Source organism: Nonomuraea sp. MG754425 (assembly GCF_021699195.1).
Classification (GTDB): Bacteria; Actinomycetota; Actinomycetes; order Streptosporangiales; family Streptosporangiaceae; genus Nonomuraea.
Genome location: NZ_SSXE01000016.1, coordinates 1 through 21,503, shown reverse-complemented (window position 1 = coordinate 21,503; position 21,503 = coordinate 1). Strand labels below are relative to the sequence as shown.

The 21,503-nt window shown below is 73.6% G+C and carries 15 protein-coding genes; 8 read left to right on the top strand and 7 right to left on the bottom strand.

Annotation, left to right across the window (positions count from 1 at the left end; translation table 11 throughout):
- Positions 1–29: 29 nt before the first annotated feature.
- Positions 30–1,451, top strand: a complete 1,422-nt coding sequence (locus FAF44_RS07775; protein ID WP_237102354.1) for an MFS transporter — start codon at positions 30–32, stop codon at positions 1,449–1,451.
- Between the two features lie 183 nt (positions 1,452–1,634).
- Positions 1,635–2,831: a cytochrome P450 gene (locus tag FAF44_RS07770; RefSeq protein WP_237102353.1), complete on the top strand. Its 1,197-nt coding sequence runs from the start codon at positions 1,635–1,637 to the stop codon at positions 2,829–2,831.
- 9 nt (positions 2,832–2,840) lie between these two features.
- Here the strand turns inward: FAF44_RS07770 and FAF44_RS07765 are convergent, their stop codons facing one another.
- Together FAF44_RS07765 and FAF44_RS07760 are read right to left on the bottom strand one after the other, a co-directional pair.
- The gene (locus FAF44_RS07765) at positions 2,841–3,794 is read right to left on the bottom strand and encodes an aldo/keto reductase (protein WP_237102352.1); all 954 of its coding nucleotides are present in this window, start codon (positions 3,792–3,794) and stop codon (positions 2,841–2,843) included.
- On the bottom strand, positions 3,772–5,001 hold the full coding sequence (locus tag FAF44_RS07760) for a cytochrome P450 (RefSeq protein ID WP_237102351.1): 1,230 nt from the start codon (positions 4,999–5,001) through the stop codon (positions 3,772–3,774). The genes FAF44_RS07765 and FAF44_RS07760 overlap by 23 nt, the downstream gene beginning before the upstream one ends.
- A gap of 236 nt (positions 5,002–5,237) precedes the next feature.
- On the opposite strand from FAF44_RS07760, the gene FAF44_RS07755 reads away from it, so the two are divergent.
- The 6 genes from FAF44_RS07755 to FAF44_RS07730 are packed head-to-tail and all read left to right on the top strand — an operon-like array spanning position 5,238 to position 14,797.
- A complete protein-coding gene (locus FAF44_RS07755) occupies positions 5,238–6,752 on the top strand; it encodes an FAD-dependent monooxygenase (RefSeq protein WP_272894205.1) in 1,515 nt (504 codons plus the stop codon).
- 47 nt (positions 6,753–6,799) lie between these two features.
- Entirely contained in the window at positions 6,800–7,681 is an 882-nt protein-coding gene (locus FAF44_RS07750) for a phytanoyl-CoA dioxygenase family protein (RefSeq protein ID WP_237102349.1), read from the top strand.
- A gap of 33 nt (positions 7,682–7,714) precedes the next feature.
- The gene (locus FAF44_RS07745) at positions 7,715–8,764 is read left to right on the top strand and encodes a ketoacyl-ACP synthase III family protein (protein ID WP_237102348.1); all 1,050 of its coding nucleotides are present in this window, start codon (positions 7,715–7,717) and stop codon (positions 8,762–8,764) included.
- 26 nt (positions 8,765–8,790) lie between these two features.
- The gene (locus FAF44_RS07740) at positions 8,791–9,852 is read left to right on the top strand and encodes a ketoacyl-ACP synthase III family protein (RefSeq protein WP_237102347.1); all 1,062 of its coding nucleotides are present in this window, start codon (positions 8,791–8,793) and stop codon (positions 9,850–9,852) included.
- Positions 9,852–13,598 carry a type I polyketide synthase gene (locus FAF44_RS07735; protein WP_237102346.1) on the top strand — a complete coding sequence of 1,249 codons (3,747 nt, stop codon included), beginning with the start codon at positions 9,852–9,854 and terminating at the stop codon, positions 13,596–13,598. Before FAF44_RS07740 ends, FAF44_RS07735 begins: the two co-directional genes overlap by 1 nt.
- Positions 13,595–14,797 (top strand): cytochrome P450, encoded by a 1,203-nt coding sequence (locus FAF44_RS07730; protein WP_237102345.1) that lies wholly within the window; start codon positions 13,595–13,597, stop codon positions 14,795–14,797. The genes FAF44_RS07735 and FAF44_RS07730 overlap by 4 nt, the downstream gene beginning before the upstream one ends.
- On the opposite strand, the gene FAF44_RS07725 is transcribed toward FAF44_RS07730, so the two are convergent.
- The 5 genes from FAF44_RS07725 to FAF44_RS07705 all read right to left on the bottom strand — a co-directional run bounded on the left by FAF44_RS07725 (position 14,787) and on the right by FAF44_RS07705 (position 21,306).
- Positions 14,787–15,800: an NAD(P)-dependent oxidoreductase gene (locus FAF44_RS07725; RefSeq protein ID WP_237102344.1), complete on the bottom strand. Its 1,014-nt coding sequence runs from the start codon at positions 15,798–15,800 to the stop codon at positions 14,787–14,789. The genes FAF44_RS07730 and FAF44_RS07725 overlap by 11 nt on opposite strands.
- Before the next feature lie 53 nt (positions 15,801–15,853).
- The gene (locus FAF44_RS07720; RefSeq protein ID WP_237102343.1) at positions 15,854–16,816 is read right to left on the bottom strand and encodes an ABC transporter permease; all 963 of its coding nucleotides are present in this window, start codon (positions 16,814–16,816) and stop codon (positions 15,854–15,856) included.
- The gene (locus FAF44_RS07715; RefSeq protein ID WP_237102342.1) at positions 16,813–17,658 is read right to left on the bottom strand and encodes an ABC transporter ATP-binding protein; all 846 of its coding nucleotides are present in this window, start codon (positions 17,656–17,658) and stop codon (positions 16,813–16,815) included. The genes FAF44_RS07720 and FAF44_RS07715 overlap by 4 nt, the downstream gene beginning before the upstream one ends.
- Positions 17,655–18,047: a GntR family transcriptional regulator gene (locus tag FAF44_RS07710; RefSeq protein WP_237102341.1), complete on the bottom strand. Its 393-nt coding sequence runs from the start codon at positions 18,045–18,047 to the stop codon at positions 17,655–17,657. Before FAF44_RS07710 ends, FAF44_RS07715 begins: the two co-directional genes overlap by 4 nt.
- A gap of 88 nt (positions 18,048–18,135) precedes the next feature.
- Positions 18,136–21,306, bottom strand: a complete 3,171-nt coding sequence (locus tag FAF44_RS07705) for a S8 family serine peptidase (RefSeq protein WP_237102340.1) — start codon at positions 21,304–21,306, stop codon at positions 18,136–18,138.
- Positions 21,307–21,503: the final 197 nt, after the last annotated feature.

Below are 21,503 nucleotides of genomic sequence, written 5' to 3'. Positions count from 1 at the left end.
GGGGTATCTGAATATGACTGGAGACGCTGATGTCCGCACCATCCCCCCGGCGCTGGGCCGCCCTCGGCCTGATCGCCACCGCCCAGTTCATCGTGATCATGGACACGTCGATCATCGGCGTGGCTCTTCCCCGCATCCAGCACGACCTCGGCTTCTCCCAGGAGAACCTGTCCTGGGTCTTCAACGCCTACGTCATCGCCTTCGGCGGCCTCCTGCTGCTGGGCGGACGCCTGTCGGACCTGTTCGGCGCCCGCCGGCTCTTCGGCGCGGGCTGGCTCGTCCTGCTCGCGGGCTCACTCCTGGCCGGGATCGCGTCCGAGGTGTGGGTCGAGCTGGCCGGCCGCGCCGTCCAGGGCGTGGGCGCGGCGCTGATCGCGCCGTCCGCGCTCACCCTGCTGATGATGTTGTTCGGCCACTCCCCCAAGGAACTGACCAGGGCCCTCGCCCTGTACGGCGCCGCCGCACCCGCGGGCGGCACCGCCGGCGTGTTCCTCGGCGGTGTCATCACCGAGTACCTGAGCTGGCCGTGGGTCTTCTACGTCAACATCCCCATCGCGCTGATCGCGCTCCTGGCCACCGGCTCGCTGATGCCCGCCGCACCGGCCCGGCGCGGCTCCGTCGACGTGCTCGGCACGCTGACCGTCACCCTCGGCATCGGCGCCGCCGTCTACGCGATCGTCCGCGCCCCGGAGATCGGCTGGGGCTCGGCCTGGACGTGGATCGTGCTCGCCGGCGCCGTGCTGCTGCTGGCCGCTTTCGTGGCGATCCAGGCCCGGCGCCGCGAGCCGCTGATGCGGCTGTCCATCTTCCGCACCCCGAACCTGGCCGCGGCCAACCTGACCCAGCTCCTGCTGGGCGGCGCGTGGATCCCGATGTGGTTCTTCCTCAACCTCTACCTGCAGCAGGTGCTCGGTTACAGCGCCTTCCCCAGCGGCGCCGCCCTGGTCCCGATGACCGTGCTCATCATGATCGGCATGATCGTCCTGGCGCCGCGGGCCATCGACCGCTTCGGCCCCAAGGCGACCACGGTCACCGGCCTGCTCCTGCTCGCGGCGGGGATGGCGTGGCTGTCGCTGATCAGCCCCGACGGCAGCTTCACCGCCGATGTCCTGCCCGCCGGCCTCGTCGCCGCCCTCGGCATGTCGCTGGCCTTCATCCCGTCCCTCGGCACCGCCATCTCCGCCGCCCGCCCGGAGGAAGGCGGGCTGGCCTCGGGCATCGTCAACACCAGCTACCAGGTCGGCTCCGCGCTCGGCCTGGCCACGATGACCGCCGTCGCGGCGGCCAACGGCGCCGACCGGCCCGGCGACCTGCCCGCCCTCACCGACGGCTTCTCCGCCGCGTTCGTCGGCGCCGCCGCCATCGCCCTCGCCGGCGCGCTGATCGCCGCGACGGCCCTCCGTACCCGCACCGCACCCGCCGCGGACCAGGCCACCGCCTCCCGCGGCTGACGCACCCAGCCCTGCCGGGCGGCCGGCCGACGCGAACAGCGCCGAATCCCCCGGGGCGAGGTGTCCCCGGGGGAGGCCGCTCGTTCGTCGCCTGGGTATGAGCGGCGACTTTTCCGGGCCCCAGCTCCGAGCGGTGCCCGCCGCGCGAAGACACCGCAGGTCAGGCACAGGAGGGATAGACAGATGATGACGCGAGCGAACGAACTGCCCCTGCAGTTGCGGCGGACCGGGCTCGACCCGGCAGCCGAACTGGCCCGGGCCCGCGACGACGAGGGCGTGGTCCGGGTGGAGACGCCCTGGGGCGTGCCCGGCTACCTGGTCTGCCGCTACGAGGACGTCCGCACGGTGCTCACGGACCCGGCCCGGTTCAGCAGCGCCCTGACCCCGTTCCGCGGCGCCGGCCCGCTGGATCCCGGTGAACTGGCCAGGATGCGCGCCGGGCAACTGATCGCGCTGGACCCGCCGGAGCACACGCGGCTGCGCCGGATGCTGACTCCGGAGTTCACGGTGCACCGGATGCGCCGGCTCGAACCGCGGATCACCGAGATCGTCCAGGCGGCTCTGGACGATCTGGAGCGGGCGGGCCGCCCGGCCGACCTGGTGGCGCACTTCGCGGTGCCGGTGCCGTCGCTGGTGATCTGCGAGTTGCTGGGCGTGCCGGCCGCCGACCGCGCCGCGTTCCAGGATCGTTCCGCGCGCCTGCTGGACACCTCGTTGCCGGCGCAGGAGCTGACCGTGGTGCGGCGGAAGGAGCGCGCGTACCTGGCCGGCCTGGTCGCCCGCGCGCAGGTGGACCCAGGCGAGGACCTGCTGGGCACGCTGGTGCGCGAGCACGGCGACGAGATCGGCACCGACGAGCTCATCGGTCTGGCCGGGCAGTTGCTGCTGGCCGGGCACGAGACCACCTCGAACATGCTCGGCCTGGGCACCCTGGCCCTGCTGCGGCACCCGGACCAGCTCGCGATGATCCGCGAGGACCCGGCGCGGATCGAGGCCGCCGTCGAAGAACTGCTGCGGTGGCTGTCCATCGCCCAGTCGCCTCCGCCCCGCGTCACCACGACGGAGGTGGAGATCGCCGGGCAGGTCATCCCCGCGGGAGCGATGCTGATCTGCTCGATTCCCGCCGCCAACCGCGACCACGCGTTCGCCGGCGATCCGGACCGGCTCGACGTCACCCGGGAAGCCGCCGGGCATGTCGCGTTCGGCCACGGCGTGCACCACTGCGTCGGGGCGCCGCTGGCCCGGATGGAGCTGCGCATCGCCTTGCCCATGCTGCTGCGGCGCTTCCCCGGCCTCGCCCTGGCCGACCCGTTCGAGCAGGTGGACTTCCGGGTCCTCAGCTTCGTGTTCGGCCTGAACTCGCTCCGGGTGACCTGGTGAGCGGACGGGTCAGCCGAGGGGCGCCACCGCGGTGATCTCGGCCAGTTCCCCGGCGGTCGGCTCCCAGTCGCCCGCCGCCGCGTTGGCCCGGACCTGCTCCGGGCCGGTCGCTCCGGCGATCACCGAACCGCAGCCGGGCAGCGCGGCCAGGGCACCGATCGCCACCTCCAGGACGGACCGGCCGTGCTTGTCGGCCCAGGCCGCCAGCGCCTCCACCCGCTCCAGCCGCTCCGGCGTGACGAGGTGCGGGAGCCGCGCGAGCCGGGACCCGGCCGGCGGCTCCTGCCCGCGTCGCGCCTTTCCCGTCAGCAGCCCGTGGGCCAGCGGGAAGTAGGGCAGGACGCCGACCCCGTAGTGCACGGCCGCCGGCACCACCTCGCGCTCGGCGCTGCGGTCCAGCAACGACCAGTGGACCTGCGCCGACACGAACGGCGGGTACCCACCCGCGCGGGCCACGTGCGCGGCCTCCGCGATCTGCCAGCCGGCCACGTTCGAGCTGCCGAGGTAGCGCACCTTGCCCTCGCGCACCAGCTCGGTCAGGGCCGACAGGGTCTCCTCGATCGGCGTGACGCCGTCCGGGACGTGGTACTGGAACAGGTCGATGTAGTCGGTACGCAGGCGGCGCAGCGACCCCTCCACCGCCCGCCGGATGTACGACCGGCCGCCGGGCGCCCCGCGTGCCTCGCCCCGCCCGTCGTCGGGGCGGCGGCCGGGGCTGCCGAACTTGGTGGCCAGCACCACCCGGTCCCGGCGACCGGCCAGCGCCGCGCCGAGCAGTTCTTCCGAGGCGCCGGCGGGTTCGCCGTACGACTCGGCGGTGTCGAAGAGCGTGACGCCCTCCTCGATCGCCGCGTCCACGATCGCCCTGGTCCGGGTCGCGTCGAGACCCGAGCCGATGCTGTTGCACCCCAGCCCGACCACCGACGCCCGCAGGCCGGAGTCACCCAGAGTCCGGTAGCGCATGATCTGCAACCCCTTTCTGCCGGTCTGCCGGGACGACGTCCCAAGCGACCGGTAGCCGGTCCACTCCGTACACCGCCATGCGGCTGCGGGTCGGCACCTCGGCCGCGGGCACCGCCAGGCGCAGGCCGGGGAGGTGCTCGAAGAGCGCGGTCAGCGCCACCCGGAGTTCGGCCCGCGCGAGATGCTGCCCGAGACACTGGTGGACGCCGTGCCCGAACGCCAGGTGCCCGGTCGCGGAGCGGGTCACGTCGAGGGTGTCCGGGTCGGGAAAGCGGTCAGGGTCCCGGTTGGCCACCGGCAGCGCCAGCACCACGGTCTCGCCGGCCGCGATGACCTGACCGTCGATCTCGACGTCGACCAGCGCGGTGCGCCGTACGTCGAACTGGAGGATCGACAGGTACCGCAGCAGTTCCTCGACCGCCCGCTCCGGGTCGGCCGTCAGGAGGGCCCGCTGGTCCGGGTCGGTCAGCAGGACGAACGCCGCGAGCGCGAGCATGCTCGACGTGGGCAGGTGACCTGTGGCCAGGAGCACCATCCCGAGGTTGGTGAGCTCCTCGTCGTTCAGGTCGCCGCTCGCCGCGGCGTGCGCCAGCAGCCCGCTGTCCGACGGTCCCGCGAGGACGCCGCGGACCGTCCCGGTGATCGACCGCACGGCGTCGATGACCTGGTCGGCGGGCGAGTCCAGGTCGTTCAGCACCGCGGTGGCCGCCTGGATGCGCTGCCGGTCCGCCACCGGCACGCCGAGCAGCTCGCAGATCACGAGTGCCGGGATCGGCATGGCGAAGGAGGCGACGAGGTCGGCGGGCGACCCGCCGTCCGCCATGGTGCGCAGCGCCTGCGCGGTGTACTGCCTGATCGTGGGCGTCAGCTCGGCGACGCGGCGGGGTCCGAAGTGCCGGCTCAGCAGGCGGCGGTAGCGCGTGTGTTCGGGCGGGTCCATGTGCGGGAAGATGCCCGGCTCCGCGGGTGTCGGCCGCTCGACGGCGCGCTCGCGGCCGACCGGCTGGTGCAGCAGCTCGCGCCGGGTGCTGAAGCGCGGGTCCGCCAGGATGGCCCGGTTGACGGAGTATCCGGTGGCCACCCAGCCGAGGTGCCCGTCGGGGTAGGCCAGCCGGCTGAGCGGGGCCCGGCGGCGCAGCCCGGCGGGCGGATCGAAGGGGGTGGGCCTGTCGGTTTCCAGGGGCTGTGCTTGCTGACCGTCGCTCATGGGGAGACCTCCCACCCGCAGGCCGATGATCACAATCGAAGGGGATTATGCATGACAAATCAGGAAAATGCCACCACTAGCAATCTTTGAACCATCCGATTTAACATCGGCACCACCTGAACAGAAACATCTGCCAACACACGAGAAGCAGGACCACACCCCGGCCACTCTCGCCGGTCCGTGGTCGGCAGTCCGATGATTCCTCGAGCAGGCTCACGCCCCCAGCAGAGGTATGAATGGCACAGGTCGCGGTAGTTGGTGGTGGTCCGATTGGGCTCATGCTCGCGTGCGAGGTGGCGCTGCACGGTGTACCGGTGGTGGTGCTCGAACGACTGCCCGGCATCGAGACACACCCGAAGGCCGAGGGCATAACCGGACGGGCCATCGACATCCTGGATCGTCGCGGTCTCATGATCGGGATCGACGGCACCCCCTCGCCGCCGACGCCCGAACAGCGGGCCCGCATCGCCCTGGGCGAGCGGCAGCCGGACAGCCTGCACCCCAAAGCCTTCCCCGGCGCACGGCACTTCGCCACCATGTTCGTGCTACGTCCGGAATCCCCTGATCTGCTGGTGCCCCAGCAACTGCTGGAGCAGGACCTGGCCCGGCGTGCCGCCGACCTCGGCGTCGAGGTACGGCGCGGCCACACGATCACCGGGTTCACCCAGCACGGCGACGGGGTGCGTCTCGACGTGGACGGCCCGGACGGGCCGTACCGGATGGAGGCCGGCTGGCTCGCCGGCTGCGACGGCGGCCGGAGCACGGTCCGGAAGCTGGCCGGCATCCCGTTCCCGGGCACGGACGGCATCACGACCGGCTACCGCGCCTTCGCGGAGATCGACGACCCCGACTTCCACCTGCCCGGCTGGTTCCGCAAGGACAACGGGCTGCTGGTGTACGAGGAGGGACCGCCCCGGTTCATCACCCTCGAGTTCATCGGCCCACCGGCGAACCGGGACGCGCCGATCACGCTCGAGGAGTTCCAGGCGGCGCTGCGCCGGCTCAGCGGCACCGAGGTGACGGTCACCAAGGTCCACCAGATCAACCGGTTCACCGACAACGAGCGGCAGGCCGCGACCTACCGCCAGGGGCGGGTCCTGCTCGTCGGCGACGCGGCCCACGTCCAGTCGCAGTGGAGCGGGCCGGGCCTGCGGCTCGGCCTGGGCGACGCGATCAACCTCGGCTGGAAGCTCGCCGCGGTCGCACGCGGTCACTGTCACGAGGACCTGCTCGACACCTATACCTCGGAACGGCATCCGGTCGGCGCGCAGACGCTGGAGGTCCAGCGCGCCTCCATCGCGTTGATGCGTCCGGGCCCGCACGTGGACGCGCTGCGCCGGCTGCTCACCCACCTGCTGCTGCACGACGACACGAACCGGCGGTTGACCGCCCTCATCGACGACCTGCACATCAGCTACGACATGGGCGACCCGTCGCTGACCGGCCCGCTGGTCGGTCACTACTGCCCCGACCTGCGGCTGAAGGGGGACGACGGCACCGTACGGCTCGCCGAACTCCAGCGTTCCGGCCGGCCGCTGCTGCTCGACCTCGGCGGCCGTCCCGGGCTGCGCGCGCTCGCCGAGCCGTGGTCCGACCGGGTCGACGTGGTCACCGCCGCATGCGCCGAGGCTCCGGCGGACGCCCTGCTGATCCGGCCGGACGGCTTCGTCGCCTGGAGCACGCCCGCCGACGAGGCGTCGCTGCCCGACGCCCTCGCGCGGTGGTTCGGCCGACCGGCCCGAGCCCGCTGACCACCTCTGGCAGACCACATCGACACACCCCTCTCTCGGAGGCCGGGATGACCGATTCCACGCCGACGACCCTGACCACCCTGCCCGCCTCGGCCCCGGTCGAGGCGGCGATCGACGCGCTCGAAGCGGCCGGAGCCGTCATCATCGAGGACTTCCTCGATCCCGGCACGCTCACCGGCCTGTGGGAAGACCTGGGCCCGGACCTGGCACGCCAGTCGGACGGCGACGGGCGGCTGGTGGGCGAGAAGACCCGGATCCTGCCGGGCCTGGTCCGCCGGACCACCCGATCGGCCACGATCATGCGGCAGCCGCACTTCCTCGGCAGCGCCCGGCACTTCCTGCAGCGGCCGGTGCGGGCGTGGCTCGGCGAGCAGCGCATCGAGTTCGTGCCGACCGTCCAGCTCGGCATCTCGCGGGCGATCCAGATCCAGCCCGGCGTGCCGATCCAGGGCCTGCACCGGGACGACACCGCACACCTCCGTACCCATCCGGGCCCGGAGAGCCGGGTCCAGGTCATGGTCGCCGCGAGCGAGTTCACCGCGCGCAACGGCGCCACCCGGGTGATCCCGGGCAGCCACCGATGGGACGACGAGCGCGGGCCGCGCGCCGACGAGGCGGTGCCGGCCGAGATGCGCGCCGGCTCCGCGCTGCTGTGGCTCGGCAGCACGTACCACGGGGCCGGCACCAACGCGTCCGACGAGCCCCGCACCGGCCTGTCGTACGCCTACGACCTCGGCAACCTCCGTCAGGAGGAGAACCAGTACCTGTCCATCCCCCTGGACGTGGTGCGCGGCTACCCCGAGGACATCCAGCGGCTCCTCGGCTACGAGCCCTGTCCGCCGATGTGCGGGCTGTACGAGCTGAACGACCCGATGCTGCTGCTCCGCGACGGCCCCGGTCATCCCGTCGCGGCAGCGCACACCCGGTGAAGCACCCGGCACCCCTGCTGAAGAAAGGGTTAGATGCGCACTCCCGGCACGTACTTGCGCAGTATCGGCGTCCATCTGCCGTCCGTGGTCACGGTCGAGACGGCCGTCGCCGAGGGCCGGTATCCGGCCGACGAGGTGGAGCGTTTCGGCCTGGTCGGCGCGGCGGTGGCCGGTGACACACCGGCCCCGGAGCTGGGCCTGCGCGCCGCCCGGCAGGCGTTCGAGCGCTCGGGCGGCCTGTCGCCGCACGGCCTCGACCTCATGCTGTACTGCGACGTCTGGCACCAGGGTCCGGAGGGCTGGGAGCCGCAGTACTACCTGCAGCAGCATCTGGTCGGCGGGGACGTCCCGGCGATGGAGCTGCGGCAGGGGTGCTGCGGCCTGTTCAACGCGCTGCAGCTCGCCGCCGGGTACCTGCGGCCAGGCGGCACCGCGCTGCTGGTCGGCGCGGACAACCACGGCACGCCGCTGGTCGACCGGTGGCGGATGATCGAGGGCACCGTGATGGGCGACGCCGGGTGCGCGCTGCTGATCAGCACGGACACCGGGTTCGCCGAGCTGCGCTCGGTCAACGTGACCGTGCTGCCGGAGGCCGAGGCCGTCAACGACGGCGGCGTGCCGATGTTCCCCCCGGACGCGACCGTGGGCCGGCCGCTGGACTTCGCCGCGCGCAACCGGGAGTTCCGCAGGCGCCTGCTGGACGGTGACGGCTCCCGGGTGATGCTGGCGATCGAGACGGCGATGATGGAGCTGGCCGACCGCACGCTCAAAGAGGCGGAGATCACGCTCGACGACGTGGCGCGGGTGGCCTTCCCCCACGTGCGCCGGGACGACGTGGAGCACCGCGGCGTCAACTGGTTCGGGCTGACCCTGGCCGACACCACCTGGGACTACGGCTCCCGCATCGGGCACCTCGGGGTCAGCGACCAGTTCGTCGCCCTCGACCACCTGCTCGCCTCCGGGGAACTGGCCCCCGGCGACCACCTGCTGCTCGTCGGGTTCGGCGCCGGCACCACCCTGGCCTGCGCCGTACTGCGGATCCTGGACATCCCGCCGGAGTACGCCTGCGCAGGGCCGGTCTGAGCTGTTCGAGCGAGCCGGGAGGCGAGATGGAGACGGCGGACATGTACATCAGCGGGGTCGGTTCGTACCTGCCCGACACGGTGGACGTGCACCATGCGGTGGCGGCGGGCTGGTATCCGGCGGAGGAGGTCGAGCTGCACGGGCTCGCCTCCGTCGCGGTGGCCGGTGACGTCCCGGCGCCGGAGATGGCGTTACGGGCGGCGCGCACCGCGGTGGCCCGCAGCGGACGCTCCCCCACCGAACTGGACCTCCTCCTGTACACCTCCACCTGGCACCAGGGTCCGGAGGGCTGGCCGCCGCAGGCGTACGTGCAGCGCCATCTGGTCGGCGACGGCGTCCTGTCGACCCAGCTCAAGCAGGGCTGCAACGGCATGTTCGCGGCCCTGGAACTGGCCGCCAGCTACCTGCGGGCCGCACCCGGGCGTCAGGCGGCGCTGCTGGTCGCCGCAGACAACTACGGCACGCCGCTGGTCGACCGCTGGCGGATGCTGCCCGGGGCCGTCGCCGGCGACGCGGCCAGCGCCGTCGTGCTCGACACCGAGCCGGGATTCGCCCGGCTGGCCTCGGTGAGCTCGGTGTCGGTGTCGCAGGGCGAGGAGATGCACCGGTGCGCCGAGCCGCTGTTCCCGCCCGGCGTCACCGAGGGCCGCGCGGTGGACTTCGCCGCGCACAACGACATCTTCCGGCGCCGCGCGGTCGCCGGAGGCGAAGGGACCAAGGTACTGGTGACGCTGGACGAACGGATGGTCGAGGTGATCGACCGCGCCCTGTCGGAAGCCGGCATCAAGGCGTCGGACGTGACCCGGATGACCTGCATGAACACCTCCCAGGAGATCGCCGATCAGATCTGTGAGCACCGGCTGGGCATCCCGGCGTCCCGCTCGGTCTGGGAGTTCGGCCGGACCATCGGCCACTGCGGAGCCAGTGACCAGGTTCTCGCCCTGGAGCATCTGGTCCGCGGCGGCGACCTGGGGCCCGGCGACCATCTGCTGATGTTCGCCTACGGCCCCGGCGTGACCATCTCGGCCGCCGTCGTGGAGGTTCTCGAATCACCCGCGTGGTCGCGGCGGCAGGGAAGGGATGCGTGATGGACCGGCCGTTCGAAGCGATCGCGGTGATCGGGATCGGCTGCCGGCTGCCCGGCGGCGCCGACTCGGCGCAGGAGTACTGGAACCTGCTGTGCGAGGGACGGGACACGAGCGGGCCCGCGCCCGCCGAGCGCTGGCGGGACTACGCCGAGCGCGGCCCGTCCTCCATGGCGGCGGTCCGCCGCACGGTGTCGCGCGGCCACTTCCTGAGCGGGGTGGCGGACTTCGACGCGGAGTTCTTCGGGCTCTCGCCGCGCGAGGCGGAGCTGATGGATCCGCAGCAGCGCCTGGTGATGGAGACCGCGTGGGAGGCCCTGGAGCACGCCGGGATCTCCCCCGGCGCGCTGGCCGGCACGGACACGGGCGTGTACGTGGGTGTGTGCACGGGTGACTACGGGCACCGGCTGCTCGAGGACCTGCCCGACGTCGAGGCGTGGACCGGGATCGGTGCCGCCACCTGCGCGGTGGCCAACCGGGTGTCGCACGCACTCGACCTGCGTGGCCCGAGCATGGCGGTGGACACGGCCTGCTCGGCGTCCCTGGTCGCCGTCCACCTGGGCGTGCAGTCGCTGCGGGCGGGCGAGACCGACGTGGTGCTGGCCGGCGGGGTCAACCTCATCCTGTCCCCCGGCGAGACGCTGACCCTGGACGCCGCGGGCACCCTCGCGCCGGACGGGCGGAGCAAGTCGTTCGACGCCGCCGCCGACGGGTACGGGCGCGGCGAGGGCGCGGCGGTCGTCGTGCTCAAGCGGCTCGGCGACGCCGTACGGGACGGGGACCGGGTGCTCGCCACCATCCTCGCCAGCGCCGTCAACCAGGACGGCCACACCGTCGGCATCATGGCGCCGTGCGGCCAGGCGCAGGAGCATGTCATGCGCCGCGCGCTGCGGCAGGCCGGGATCGATCCGGGCACGGTCGGCTACGTCGAGGCGCACGGCACCGGTACCGCGGTCGGCGACCCTCTCGAGGCCGCCGCGCTGGCCGCCGTGTACGGGGCCGGCAGGCCGGCGGAGCAGCCGTGCCTGATCGGCTCGGCCAAGTCCAACATCGGCCACCTCGAAGGCGCCGCCGGCGTCGCCGGGCTGGTCAAGGCCGTCCTGGCGCTGGAGCGCGGCGAACTGCCGCCGAGCCGGATCGACACCCCCACCCCGGCAGTCGACTGGACCGGCGCCGGTCTGCGCGTGGTGGACGCCCCGACGCCCTGGCCCGGCTCCGCGCACCCGCGCCGTGCCGCCGTCTCGGCCTTCGGCTACGGCGGGACCGTCGCCCACGTGATCCTCGAACAGGGGCCCGCGGCGCCGGCGCCCGCCACGGCACCGGCCGGCAAGCTGTTTCCGGTGTCCGCCCGGTCGCGGGCCGCGTTGCGGCAGGCCGCGGGCAACCTCGCCGGCGTCGTCGGCGCGGTGCCGCTGCCGGGCCTCGGGCACACGCTCGCGCTGCGCCGGGCCCATCTGTCGCACCGGGCGGTGGTGAACGCGCGGGACGAGGCCGCGTTGACCGCCGGGCTGCGTCACCTGGCGGCCGGCACCCCGAACGACGCGGTGGCCACGGGGCGGCCACTCGGCGATCCCGGCCCCGGGCCGGTGTTCGTGTTCTCCGGGCACGGCTCGCAGTGGGCCGGCATGGGCCGGGACCTGCTGGCCACCGAGCCGGCGTTCGCCGCCGTCATCGACGAGCTGGAGCCGGTGTTCGCGGAGGAGATCGGGTTCTCGCCGCGCGAGACGCTCAGCGTGGGAGAGCTCACCGAGGTCGACCACGTCCAGACCATGATCTTCGCGATGCAGCTCGGCCTGGTCGAGCTGTGGCGCGAGTACGGGGTGCGCCCGCACGCCGTGATCGGCCACTCGGTCGGCGAGATCGCCGCCGCGGTGACGGCCGGAGCGCTGAGCCGCCTGGACGGCGCCCGGCTGATCTGCCGGCGATCGCGCCTGCTGCGCCGGGTCGCGGGCCGGGGCGCGATGGCCATGGTGCAGCTTCCGTTCGCCGAGACGGCGCGGCGGCTGGCGGAGCATCCCGGGGTGGTCGCCGCGATCGCGTCCTCGCCCGGCTCCACGGTCGTCTCGGGTGAGCCGGACGCCGTGGCCGGGGTGCTGACGAGCTGGCTCGACGAGGGCGTTCCGGCCCGCCGGGTCGCCTCGGACGTGGCCTTCCACGGGCCGCAGATGGACCCCCTCATCACGGACCTGATCGCGGCCGTGGCCGGCCTGACGCCCGGCGTCCCCGGCATCACCGTCTACTCGACGGCGCTGGACGACCCACGGACGACGCCCGGGTTCGACGGCGCGTACTGGGCGGCCAACCTGCGCCGGCCGGTGCGCCTGACCGACGCGGTCGCGGCGGCGGCTGCCGACGGGTACCGCACGTTCATCGAGCTGTCCGCGCACCCGGTCGTCACGCATTCGGTGCTGGAGACGCTGAGCGAGGGCGGGCACGACGACGTCTTCGTGGGCGCGTCGCTGCGCCGCGACCGGCCCGCCCGGGAAACGATGCTCAACGCCGTGGCCGCGGCGCACTGCGCCGGTCTCGACGTGGACTGGCAGCGGCTGCAACCCGCCGGCGGGCCGGTCGTGCTCCCGGCCTATCCCTGGCAGCGCCGCAGGCATTGGCGCACGCCGTCGCCCCCCGACACCGGCAGCCGCGGCCACGATCCGGACACGCACACGCTGCTCGGCGAGCATGTCGATCTCGCCGGGACGGACGTCCGGTTGTGGCGGACCGTCCTGGACGACCAGACCCGGCCCTATCCCGGCAGCCATGCGATCGAGGGCGTGGAGATCGTGCCGGCCGCGGTGCTCGCGGCGACGTTCTTCGCCGCCGCCGACCGTCAGGAGCTCGGCGAGGTGACGATGTCGGCTCCGCTGCTGACCGCCGACCGCCGCGAGGTCCAGGTCGTCCGGCAGGACGCCGAGCTGCGGCTGGCCGCCCGTGTCGCCGGCGATCCGGACGGCGCCTGGCAGTTGATCGCCACGGCCCGGATCGCCGACGCGCCCGGACAGCCGCCGGCACCGCGGTCGCAGCCGCTCGCCTCGGCGGACCCCGGCCTGGTCATCAGCCGGTTGGCCGCCGTCGGCGTGCCGGACACCGGGTTCGACTGGAGCGTCGAGGAACTGCGGCGCGGGTACGGCGCGCTGCGCGCCCGCGTGCGGTGCGGCCCCGCACTGTCCGGTGCCGCGCCCTGGGCGCCCATCCTGGACGCGGCCATGTCGGTGGCGCCGAGCGTCTTCCCCGGGGACCCGTTGCTGCGCATGGTCACGCATGTCGACCGGCTGGTCACGCTGGGAAAGCCGCCGGACACGGTGACCATCGACGTGCTGCTCGACCGCGAGCACCCGGACACGGCGCAGGTACGGATCACCGACGACACCGGCGCCGTCGTCGGCTGGCTGGCGGGGCTGCGGTATCCGGTGATCGACACGCCGGCCCCCGGGGAGAACGGCGCGGGAGGCGAGCGGCTCACCGAGTCGTTCGCCGACCTGGAGCCGGAGAAACTGCGCGAATTCCTGATCGAGGAGGTCGGCGCGCAGATCGCCAAGGAGATGCGGCTCGCCCCCGCCGACCTGTCACCGCACCGGCCGCTGATCGAGCAGGGCCTGGACTCGGTGCTCACCGTGGTCGTCCGGCGGCGGCTGGAGCAACGGTTCCGGTGCTCGCTGCCGACGACGCTGCTGTGGGCGCAGCCGACCATCGCCGCCGTCTCCGACTACATCGCCGGGGTGGTGTCCGGCTCGAACGGGGAAGCGCGATGAATGACTTGGAACCCGACCTGACGCCGGCCTTCCCCATGGAGCGGACCTGCCCGTTCGCGCCGCCGGAGGAGTACCGGCGGATGCGGGACACCGCGCCGGTCGTCCGGGCCGTCCTGCCCAACGGCGCACCGGTCTGGGCGGTCACGCGGTACGCCGAGGCGCGGCAGATCCTCGGCGACCCGAGGATCAGCTCGAACACCGGCCGCCCCGAACGCCCGCGCGGACCCGACGACGACCGCCCCGACGACGGCTTCTTCATCGACATGGACCCGCCGGAACACAGCCGGTTCCGGCGGTTGCTGATCTCGGAGCTCGGCGTCCGTCCGATGGAGGCCATGCGGCCGGCCGTCCAGCGGATCGCCGACACGGCGATCGACGAGTTGCTGGCGGCCGGGGCGCCCGCCGACCTCGTCGGTTCGTACGCGCGCCGGGTCGCGGCGCGCGTCCTCTGCGAGCTGTTCGGCGTCCCGGCCGGCGACCACGCGTTCTTCGAGTCACGGCTGCGGATGTTGTCGGTGACCAGCATGGATCCGAGCGTGGCGGCCCAGGCGTCCAGGGACGTGCGCGGCTATCTGCGCGAACTCATCCGCGACGCGGAGCGCGCACCACACGAGGGGATGATCCGGCGGCTGGCCGCGAGACACCTGCCGACCGGCGAGCTGACCGCCGACGAGCTGATCAACATCGGTTTCCTCCTGCTGCTCGCGGGTTACGACTCGCCGGCGAACACGATCTCCCTGGGCGTCCTCACGCTGCTGCGGCACCCGGCGCAGCTTGCCGCGTTGCGCGCGGACCCGGGCCTGCTGCCGGGTGCGGTCGAGGAGTCGCTGCGCTTCCACTCGGTGCAGGACTGGGTCAGCTTCGACCGGGTCGCGACCGAGGACATGGAGGTCGGCGCCGCGCGGATCCGCGCCGGTGACCGCCTGACGGTGCTGGCCGCGTCCGCCAACCGGGACGCGCGGGCGTTCGACGACCCCGACACGTTCGACCTCCACCGGTCCGCCCACCACCATGTCGCCTTCGGCCACGGGGTGCACCAGTGCATCGGCCGCAACCTGGCCCGCGCCGAGCTGCGGATCGCCTACGGCACGCTGCTGGCCCGGATACCGACGCTGCGCCTGGCGGTCGGGTTCGAGGAGCTGCCCTTCGCCTACCATGCCCCGTTCTTCGGGCTGCACGCGATGCCTGTCACCTGGTAGCGACGTAGGCGTCCTCGGCCGCGTAGGGGAACCAGACGTCGGGGCCGTGGCGGACGATCAGGTCGGGGAAGACGGCCTGCCAGTCGCCGCCCGCCCCGGCCACGGCGGCGACGGCCCAGTCGACGTCCTGGCGCAGCGCGTCGTCGTAGGAGACCGCGTCGCGGTATCCGAGCTCGGCACGGGCCTTGTCCATGCTGAACACGATCGGCTCCGGCACATTCCACGGATGGAACCCCAGGCCGTCCGGACGCGACGGGCCCGCGAAGGTGACGATCTCCGCCTCGTGGCCCATGACGGCGAAGACCCTGGCGCCGATCTCGGCGACGGTCAGCGGGTCGTCGGCGATGTTGAGGACCCGGGCCGCCGGATCGCGCGCGCACAGGCGGATCAGCTCGGCGACGTTCGCGACCGCCGAGGTGGGGAACCGGCTCCGCCCGTCGTGGGCGAGGACGACGTGCGGCCGCCTGTCCAGCGCCCGCTTGATGAACGACCAGTGATCCAGCGACCTGCCGTGCGGGCCGTGCAGCACGCCCGTCCGCAGGATGCTGACCGGCAGGCCGGGCGTCGCCAGCAGGAGGCGCTCCAGCGCCGCCTTCCCCGCCGGATAGTCGTGGGTGTCGCGCTCGACCGTCGGCCACGTCTCCGGGATCGGCACCGGCAGGCCGGGAGCCTGGTAGACCGCTCCCGTCGAGATGACCACCAGCGAGCCGACGCGGCCGGCCAGCCGGGCGAGCTGCGCGCCGTGGTACGGGGTGAACGCGACCGTGTCCACCACCAGATCATGGCCGTCGAGGGCCTTGAGCAGCGCCTCCGTGTCGGCCCGGTCGACCTGGACCGACCGCACCCCGTCCGGCTGCACCCCGTCCGGCTGCTCGGGGCCCGGACGGAGCCGGCGGTGCCCGAGGGTCACCGCGTACCCGGCCGCGGTGAGCCGGGCGGCCGTGGCCCGGCCGATCTGCCCCGTGCCCCCGATGATGAAGGCGTTTCGGTCGTGACCCGTCATCGATCGATCTTAACGCGCCCCGTCCGAAATCTCCGGTTTCGTGATGAAGCCGGTCAGCCGGGACGGCGCAGGACGCGGCGCACCGAAAGGCCGCCGAAGGCCGCCGACGCGAGCGCCAGGATCCCCGCCTCGGTCCACTGGAAGCGCCAGAACCGGGACGGCGGATGGTGGTAGACCGCGTACCGGTAGCCCGTGCCGAACAGGCACGCCTGCCACGCCTCGGTGCTCCGGGCGCTCCGACCCACGTCCACCCCGCGCGGGCAGCCGCTGCGGGCCGGCTCCGCGACCTCCCGCCCGGACGGCTCCACCCAGGCGGCGCGCACCAGCCGGGCGTCGGGGTCGTCCAGCAGCACGGTGCCGGACAACTCGGTGCGCACCGGCTCGGCGTAGTGGTCGCTCACCTGGAACAGGGTGAACATCGTCACCGCCACACCGGCCACGACCAGCGCCATCGCCGGCAGCGTACGCCGGAACAGGGTGCCGGCCAGCGTGCCCAGCGCGAACGCGTACAGCCACCACGCCGCCGGCTCCACCCCGACCATGTTGAACACCCCGATGTTGCCGAACGTGGAGTCGATCCCCTCCCTGAACACCGGCCGCCACAGACTCACCATGAGCGACAGCAGCAGCCCGCCCGCCGCCACCGCGCCGCCCAGGACCGACAGTTTGACCGCCAGCCACCGCCGCACGGGCACGGACTGGGTCCAGGCCAGGCGATGGGTGCCGCGCTCGTACTCGCGGCCGAGCAGGGGCGCGCCCCAGAACGCCCCGATCAGCGCCGGGGCCACCAGCGGCATCCAGCCGAACACCGAGTAGACCGCGTCGTAGCGCTGCCCGAGCGCCGCCGCGAGGTCTCCGCACGCCACGGCCGGCCCGGGGCAGCCGGGCGGGGCGTGCTCGGCCACGTACCGGCTCGCCTCCACCGCCGAACCCAGCAGCACCACCCCCAGCAGCGCCAGGAGGCCCGCCGTCACGAGGATCTGCGCCCGGTGCTGACGCCACGTCACCCAGATCATGCGCCCGCCCGCGTCAGGTGCGGCAGCGCCGCCGAGTCAGGGCTGCGCAGGTAGCCCATGACGAGCTCGTCCAGCCCGGGACGCCGCGCCCGCCAGCGTGGGTCGAGCGGCGGCCCGCCTCTCACCAGCAGGCCGGCCTGTCTGCCGGTACGGCTCGCGGCCACCACCCGCGTCCCCGCCGCCGACGCCTCGCCCGGCCCGGTGAGCACGAGATGGTCATCCAGCAGTTCCTCGATGTCACCGCTGACCTGCAGCCGGCCCCCGTTCAGCACGATCAGCCAGTCGCACGTGTCCGCCAGGTCGGAGACGACGTGCGAGGACAGCAGCACGGTCAGCTCCCGGCCGGCGGCCTCCCCCAGGATCGAGCGCATCACGTCGTGGCGGGCGAGGGGGTCGAGGTTGGCCAGCGGTTCGTCCAGCACGAGCAGGTCGGGCCGGCCGGCCAGCGCCAGCGTGACCGCCACCTGCGCCTGCTGCCCGCCCGACAGCCCGCTCACCCTGCGCCGCAGCGGGATGCCGAGCCCGGCGAGCCGGCCGGCGGCGGCCGCGTCGTCCCAGCGGGTGTTCATGCGGCGGCCGAAGGCGAGCATCTCGGCGACGGTGAAGCTCTCGTACAGCGGCTTGTCCTGCGCCACGAACGCCGCCGCGCCGGCCACGCGGACGCTGCCCAGCGCGGGCCGCAGCAGGCCGACGGCCGCGTGCATGAGCGTGGTCTTGCCCGCGCCGTTGGGCCCGACGAGCGCCGCCACGCGTCCCGCGGGCACGGACAGCGAACAGTCGCGCAGCGCCCAGGTACGGCGATGGCGGACCCCCAGCCCGGTCGCCTCCAGCGCGGGCCTCACGCCGCGCCCTCCTTCGCGGCGTCGGCCAGGACCACGCTGAACAGCGCCCGCAGGTCCTCCTGATCGAGCCCCGCCGAACGGGCCTCGCGCACCCACGCCTCCAGACCGCGCCGCAGCCGCGTGTGCTCGGCGAGCGTCGCGCCCGCGACGCCCTGCCGGACGAACGTGCCCATCCCCGGCCGCCCCTCGACCAGCCCTTCGCGTTCCAGCTCCCGGTACGCCTTGAGCACGGTGTTGGGGTTGATGGCCAGGCTCTCGACCACCTCGCGGGCGGTCGGCAACTGGTCGCCGGGCCGCAGCGTGCCGAGCCGCAGCGCCTGTCTGACCTGGTGAACGAGCTGCAGGTACGTCGAGACGCCCGAGCCGCGGTCCAGGTTGAACTCGATCACCAAAACACCCTTTCACTATTCGAATAGTGAAAGGGTGTTGGATCGGGCCGCCCGTTGTCAACCCGCGGCCGTCAGGCGACGCGACGGGTCACGCCGGCCGGATCCGGTAGGCCCGGATGACCGTCTGCTCCGCCGTGTTACCCGCCCGGTCCACCGCTCGGGCGCGCAGCGACACGAACCCGTCGCCGGCCGGATGGCGCACCACGGCCGCCGCCCCGCGCACCTCGGCCTCGGTCCAGGTGACACCGTCGTCGTAGGAGACCTCCACCGACAGCCGCCGGACGGGACGGGCGGCGCTGCCCTCCAACGGCTGCACGGTCACCGGCACCGTGAAGCGCCGCCCGGACGGGGCCGAGTTCCCGGCGTCGAGGACCGGGCCGAAGCGCACGACCGACACGGGCAGCCGCGCCGGCGCGCCGCCCGCGACCCGCCCCGACCGGAACGTCCACACCCCCGACACCCGGGTGGACAGCGTCGCGGGCGCTCCGCGCTCGCTCTCGACGACGAGACGGTAGCCGGCCTCCCCCGCGGGCACGGTGAAGCTCGTCCGCGTCTCCGGCTGCTCGCCCACGAGGACGCCGTCACGGTAGAGGGCGGTCCGCTGCGTGGCCCGGGTGGACAGGCCGAGCGCTCCGCGTCCGTCGCCGTACATGAGCAGGTCGGTCGAGATGACGTCGCCGGCCCGGCTGACGCCGTCCTGGTCCTCCGCGCCCGCCCAGGGCAGCGCGGGCGAGAAGACGCCGCGGTTCCACGCTTCCTGGTACGTCCGGCCGGGCCGGTACACCGTGAAGGGCGAGTCGAAGCGGTTGAGCCGGCCGTCGGAGCCGTACTCGAACAGGAGACGCTGCCAGCGGATGCCGTCGTCGGTGTTGACGTAGTCCACCTGCTCGAACGGCGTGGCGAACGTGGTGGGCGACAGGAAGGAGAAGATGGCGCCGTCGCGCGGCCAGGCACGGCCGTACGCGCTGGTCTCCGCGTCGGGCAGGTGGCGGGCGTAGTCGGACCGGACGGCGGCCAGGTCGCGCTGCGCCACGCGCCGCTCGAACCCGCTGACCATGCCGCCGGAGCGGAACCAGGTCAGGTGATAGGCGTACGGGCTGCCGACCCGGGCGGCGGCCCACAGACCGGCGACCTTGGTCCGCACGCCCGGATAGACGCGTGCCGGACCGAGTTGAGCGGTGAACCTCCCCTCGTAGGAGTCGCCGAGCCAGCCCCAGGCACGCGTCGCCCCGTCGTCCATCCGGTACTGGTAGACGATCTCCGACTGCAGCGGGACGGCGTCCGCGCGGGGCAGCGTCAGCGAGATCGGCCGGCCCAGCCGCGCGTCGGCGTCGAGGGTCTGCGACCGGTCCAGGTCGAGGCCCGGGTGGACGAGGAGCGTCCTGGTCCGGTCGTCGAGGATGACCGTCCTGACCAGCCACTTTCCCTTGGGCAGCCGCAAGGTGACCGGCCCCTCGGCGTTCTCCACGTCGATCGGCGTCAGGCCGGGGTCCAGGGGATACAGGGTCGTGTAGACCTCACCGGCCGGGCCTCCGTCCCGGCCGGTGAACCTGAGGGTGAGGTCGTAGCTCTCCTTCTCCTTGTCGACCCCGGCCGGCGTGCTGACGGCCAGGTCGCCGTCGCCGGTCGCGACGATGTGCGCGCCGACGAAGCCGTCGGGCCCCCCGGCCCGGGTGTCGGCGGTGACGACGGCCTCGGCCTGCCCGCCCGCGGGGACGGTCAGCGCGGCGGGTGCGACGCTGAACGCCTCGTGGCCACGCGCCTCCAGGCGCAGGGTCACCGGCTGCCGCCCGTGGTTGCGATAGACGACCTTCCTGGTGGCCGGCCGGTCGTCATCGTGCGGCCACGACTGCCGCCCGAAACTCAGCGCGGCCGGCTCGGCCGTCACGGCCTGCCGCGTGCCGCGGTCGGCGTCCACGAGTCCCGCGCCCTGCGCGAAGACCCCGATCCCCGGCAGCGGCCGGGCGGCACCCGTCAGGACCGCCTTGAGCATGTCGCCCGTCCAGTCGGGATGCTGCCCGGCCAGCAGCGCCGCGACGCCGGTGACGTGCGGGGTGGCCATGGAGGTGCCGGACATCGCGACGTAGGAGCCGTCGCCGGGGCTGTCCTTGCCACGGGCCGCGGTGATGTCCACGCCGGGGGCGGTGAGGTCCGGCTTGAGGCCGTCGTCGCCGGCGCGCGGCCCGCGACTGGCGAAGGCGGCCTGCTCACCCGCCTTGCTGACGGCTCCCACCTGCAACGCGGCGTCGGCGGTGCCGGGAGAGCTGAGCGCGCGATCAGTGCCGCCGTTGCCGGCCGCCGCCACGAACAGGGTGCCGTGCCGCTCGCTGAGCGTCTGCACGGCCTCCTCCAGCGGGTCGATCCCGGGGGTGTCCGGGGACCCGACGCTCAGGTTGACGACTCTCGCGCCCTGCTCGGCCGCCCACTGCATGCCCGCCAGGATCGCCGAGTCCGCGCACCAGATGGACTCGCACACCTTGCCGTCCAGCAGCGTCACGCCGGGGGCGACGCCGCGGTACCTGCCGTCCGAAGCGACACCGCTGCCCGCGATGGTCGAGGCCACGTGGGTGCCGTGGCCGATCACGTCGCGCTCGTCCTGGGCCTCGGTGAAGTCGGCGCGCGCCGCGACCCGCCCGGCGAGGTCGGGATGGGTGGCGTCGATCCCGGTGTCGAGCACCGCCACCTTGACGCCGTCGCCGGTGTGTCCGCGCTCCCACGCCTGCGGCGCGCCGACCTGCTTGACGCTCACGTCGAGCGCCACGCGCCGGCGTCCGTCGAGCCAGACCTTGCCCGTCCCGCCCGCGAGCGCCTGCCACGTCCGCGCGGCCTCGTCCCTGCGCTGCCGCACGGCGAAGCCCTTGACCGCGCCCAGCGGCCGGTACCCGCTCATCGCGCGGACGGCCGGCGCGGGGCCGGAGGCGCCGGTCACGATCAGCGGGAGTTCCGCGCGGCTGTCGTCGTACCCGAGTTCCAGCAGGCCGGTGACGTCGAACAGCCGGGGATCCAACCGTCCGGCCCGCACCAGCGGGACGGCGTCGTCGGGTAAGACGCGCAGCCGTCCCACTGCCACGTCGGTGAGGAAGGTGACCTGCTCCCTGCCCTGGCCCGGCTCGACCGCCGCGCTCGTGGGGCCGGTCACGGTCACCTTGTCTCCGGTGACCAGCGTGACCGTCCGCACGCCGGTCGCCGGCTGGTCGCCGGCCTTCGCCAGCGCTTGTGGCAGGGCGGTGGGCTGGACGGTCATGGCTGCGGCGAGCACGGTGGCACCAGCCCACCTTGTCGTTTTTCGCATGCAAATTTCCGATCATCGGGGGGAATGTCGCTACGTGGCTGACCGCACATGCGTGGATTGCAGCGAGTCCAGCGCGGCCGGGCCCGTCGGCGTGCGCTCGCTTGAGAACAGCCGGGCAGGCCCGCCGGCCGTGGGTACTGCGGCTGGGGGGGTGCGGCTGGGGG

What these genes read in the sequence shown, in the direction of transcription:
- FAF44_RS07775 (WP_237102354.1), top strand. Translation starts at nt 30, where the DNA reads ATGTCCGCACCATCCCCCCGGCGCTGGGCCGCCCTCGGCCTGATCGCC.
- FAF44_RS07770 (WP_237102353.1), top strand. Translation starts at nt 1,635, where the DNA reads ATGATGACGCGAGCGAACGAACTGCCCCTGCAGTTGCGGCGGACCGGG.
- FAF44_RS07765 (WP_237102352.1), bottom strand. Translation starts at nt 3,794, where the DNA reads ATGCGCTACCGGACTCTGGGTGACTCCGGCCTGCGGGCGTCGGTGGTC.
- FAF44_RS07760 (WP_237102351.1), bottom strand. Translation starts at nt 5,001, where the DNA reads ATGAGCGACGGTCAGCAAGCACAGCCCCTGGAAACCGACAGGCCCACC.
- FAF44_RS07755 (WP_272894205.1), top strand. Translation starts at nt 5,238, where the DNA reads ATGGCACAGGTCGCGGTAGTTGGTGGTGGTCCGATTGGGCTCATGCTC.
- FAF44_RS07750 (WP_237102349.1), top strand. Translation starts at nt 6,800, where the DNA reads ATGACCGATTCCACGCCGACGACCCTGACCACCCTGCCCGCCTCGGCC.
- FAF44_RS07745 (WP_237102348.1), top strand. Translation starts at nt 7,715, where the DNA reads ATGCGCACTCCCGGCACGTACTTGCGCAGTATCGGCGTCCATCTGCCG.
- FAF44_RS07740 (WP_237102347.1), top strand. Translation starts at nt 8,791, where the DNA reads ATGGAGACGGCGGACATGTACATCAGCGGGGTCGGTTCGTACCTGCCC.
- FAF44_RS07735 (WP_237102346.1), top strand. Translation starts at nt 9,852, where the DNA reads ATGGACCGGCCGTTCGAAGCGATCGCGGTGATCGGGATCGGCTGCCGG.
- FAF44_RS07730 (WP_237102345.1), top strand. Translation starts at nt 13,595, where the DNA reads ATGAATGACTTGGAACCCGACCTGACGCCGGCCTTCCCCATGGAGCGG.
- FAF44_RS07725 (WP_237102344.1), bottom strand. Translation starts at nt 15,800, where the DNA reads ATGACGGGTCACGACCGAAACGCCTTCATCATCGGGGGCACGGGGCAG.
- FAF44_RS07720 (WP_237102343.1), bottom strand. Translation starts at nt 16,816, where the DNA reads ATGATCTGGGTGACGTGGCGTCAGCACCGGGCGCAGATCCTCGTGACG.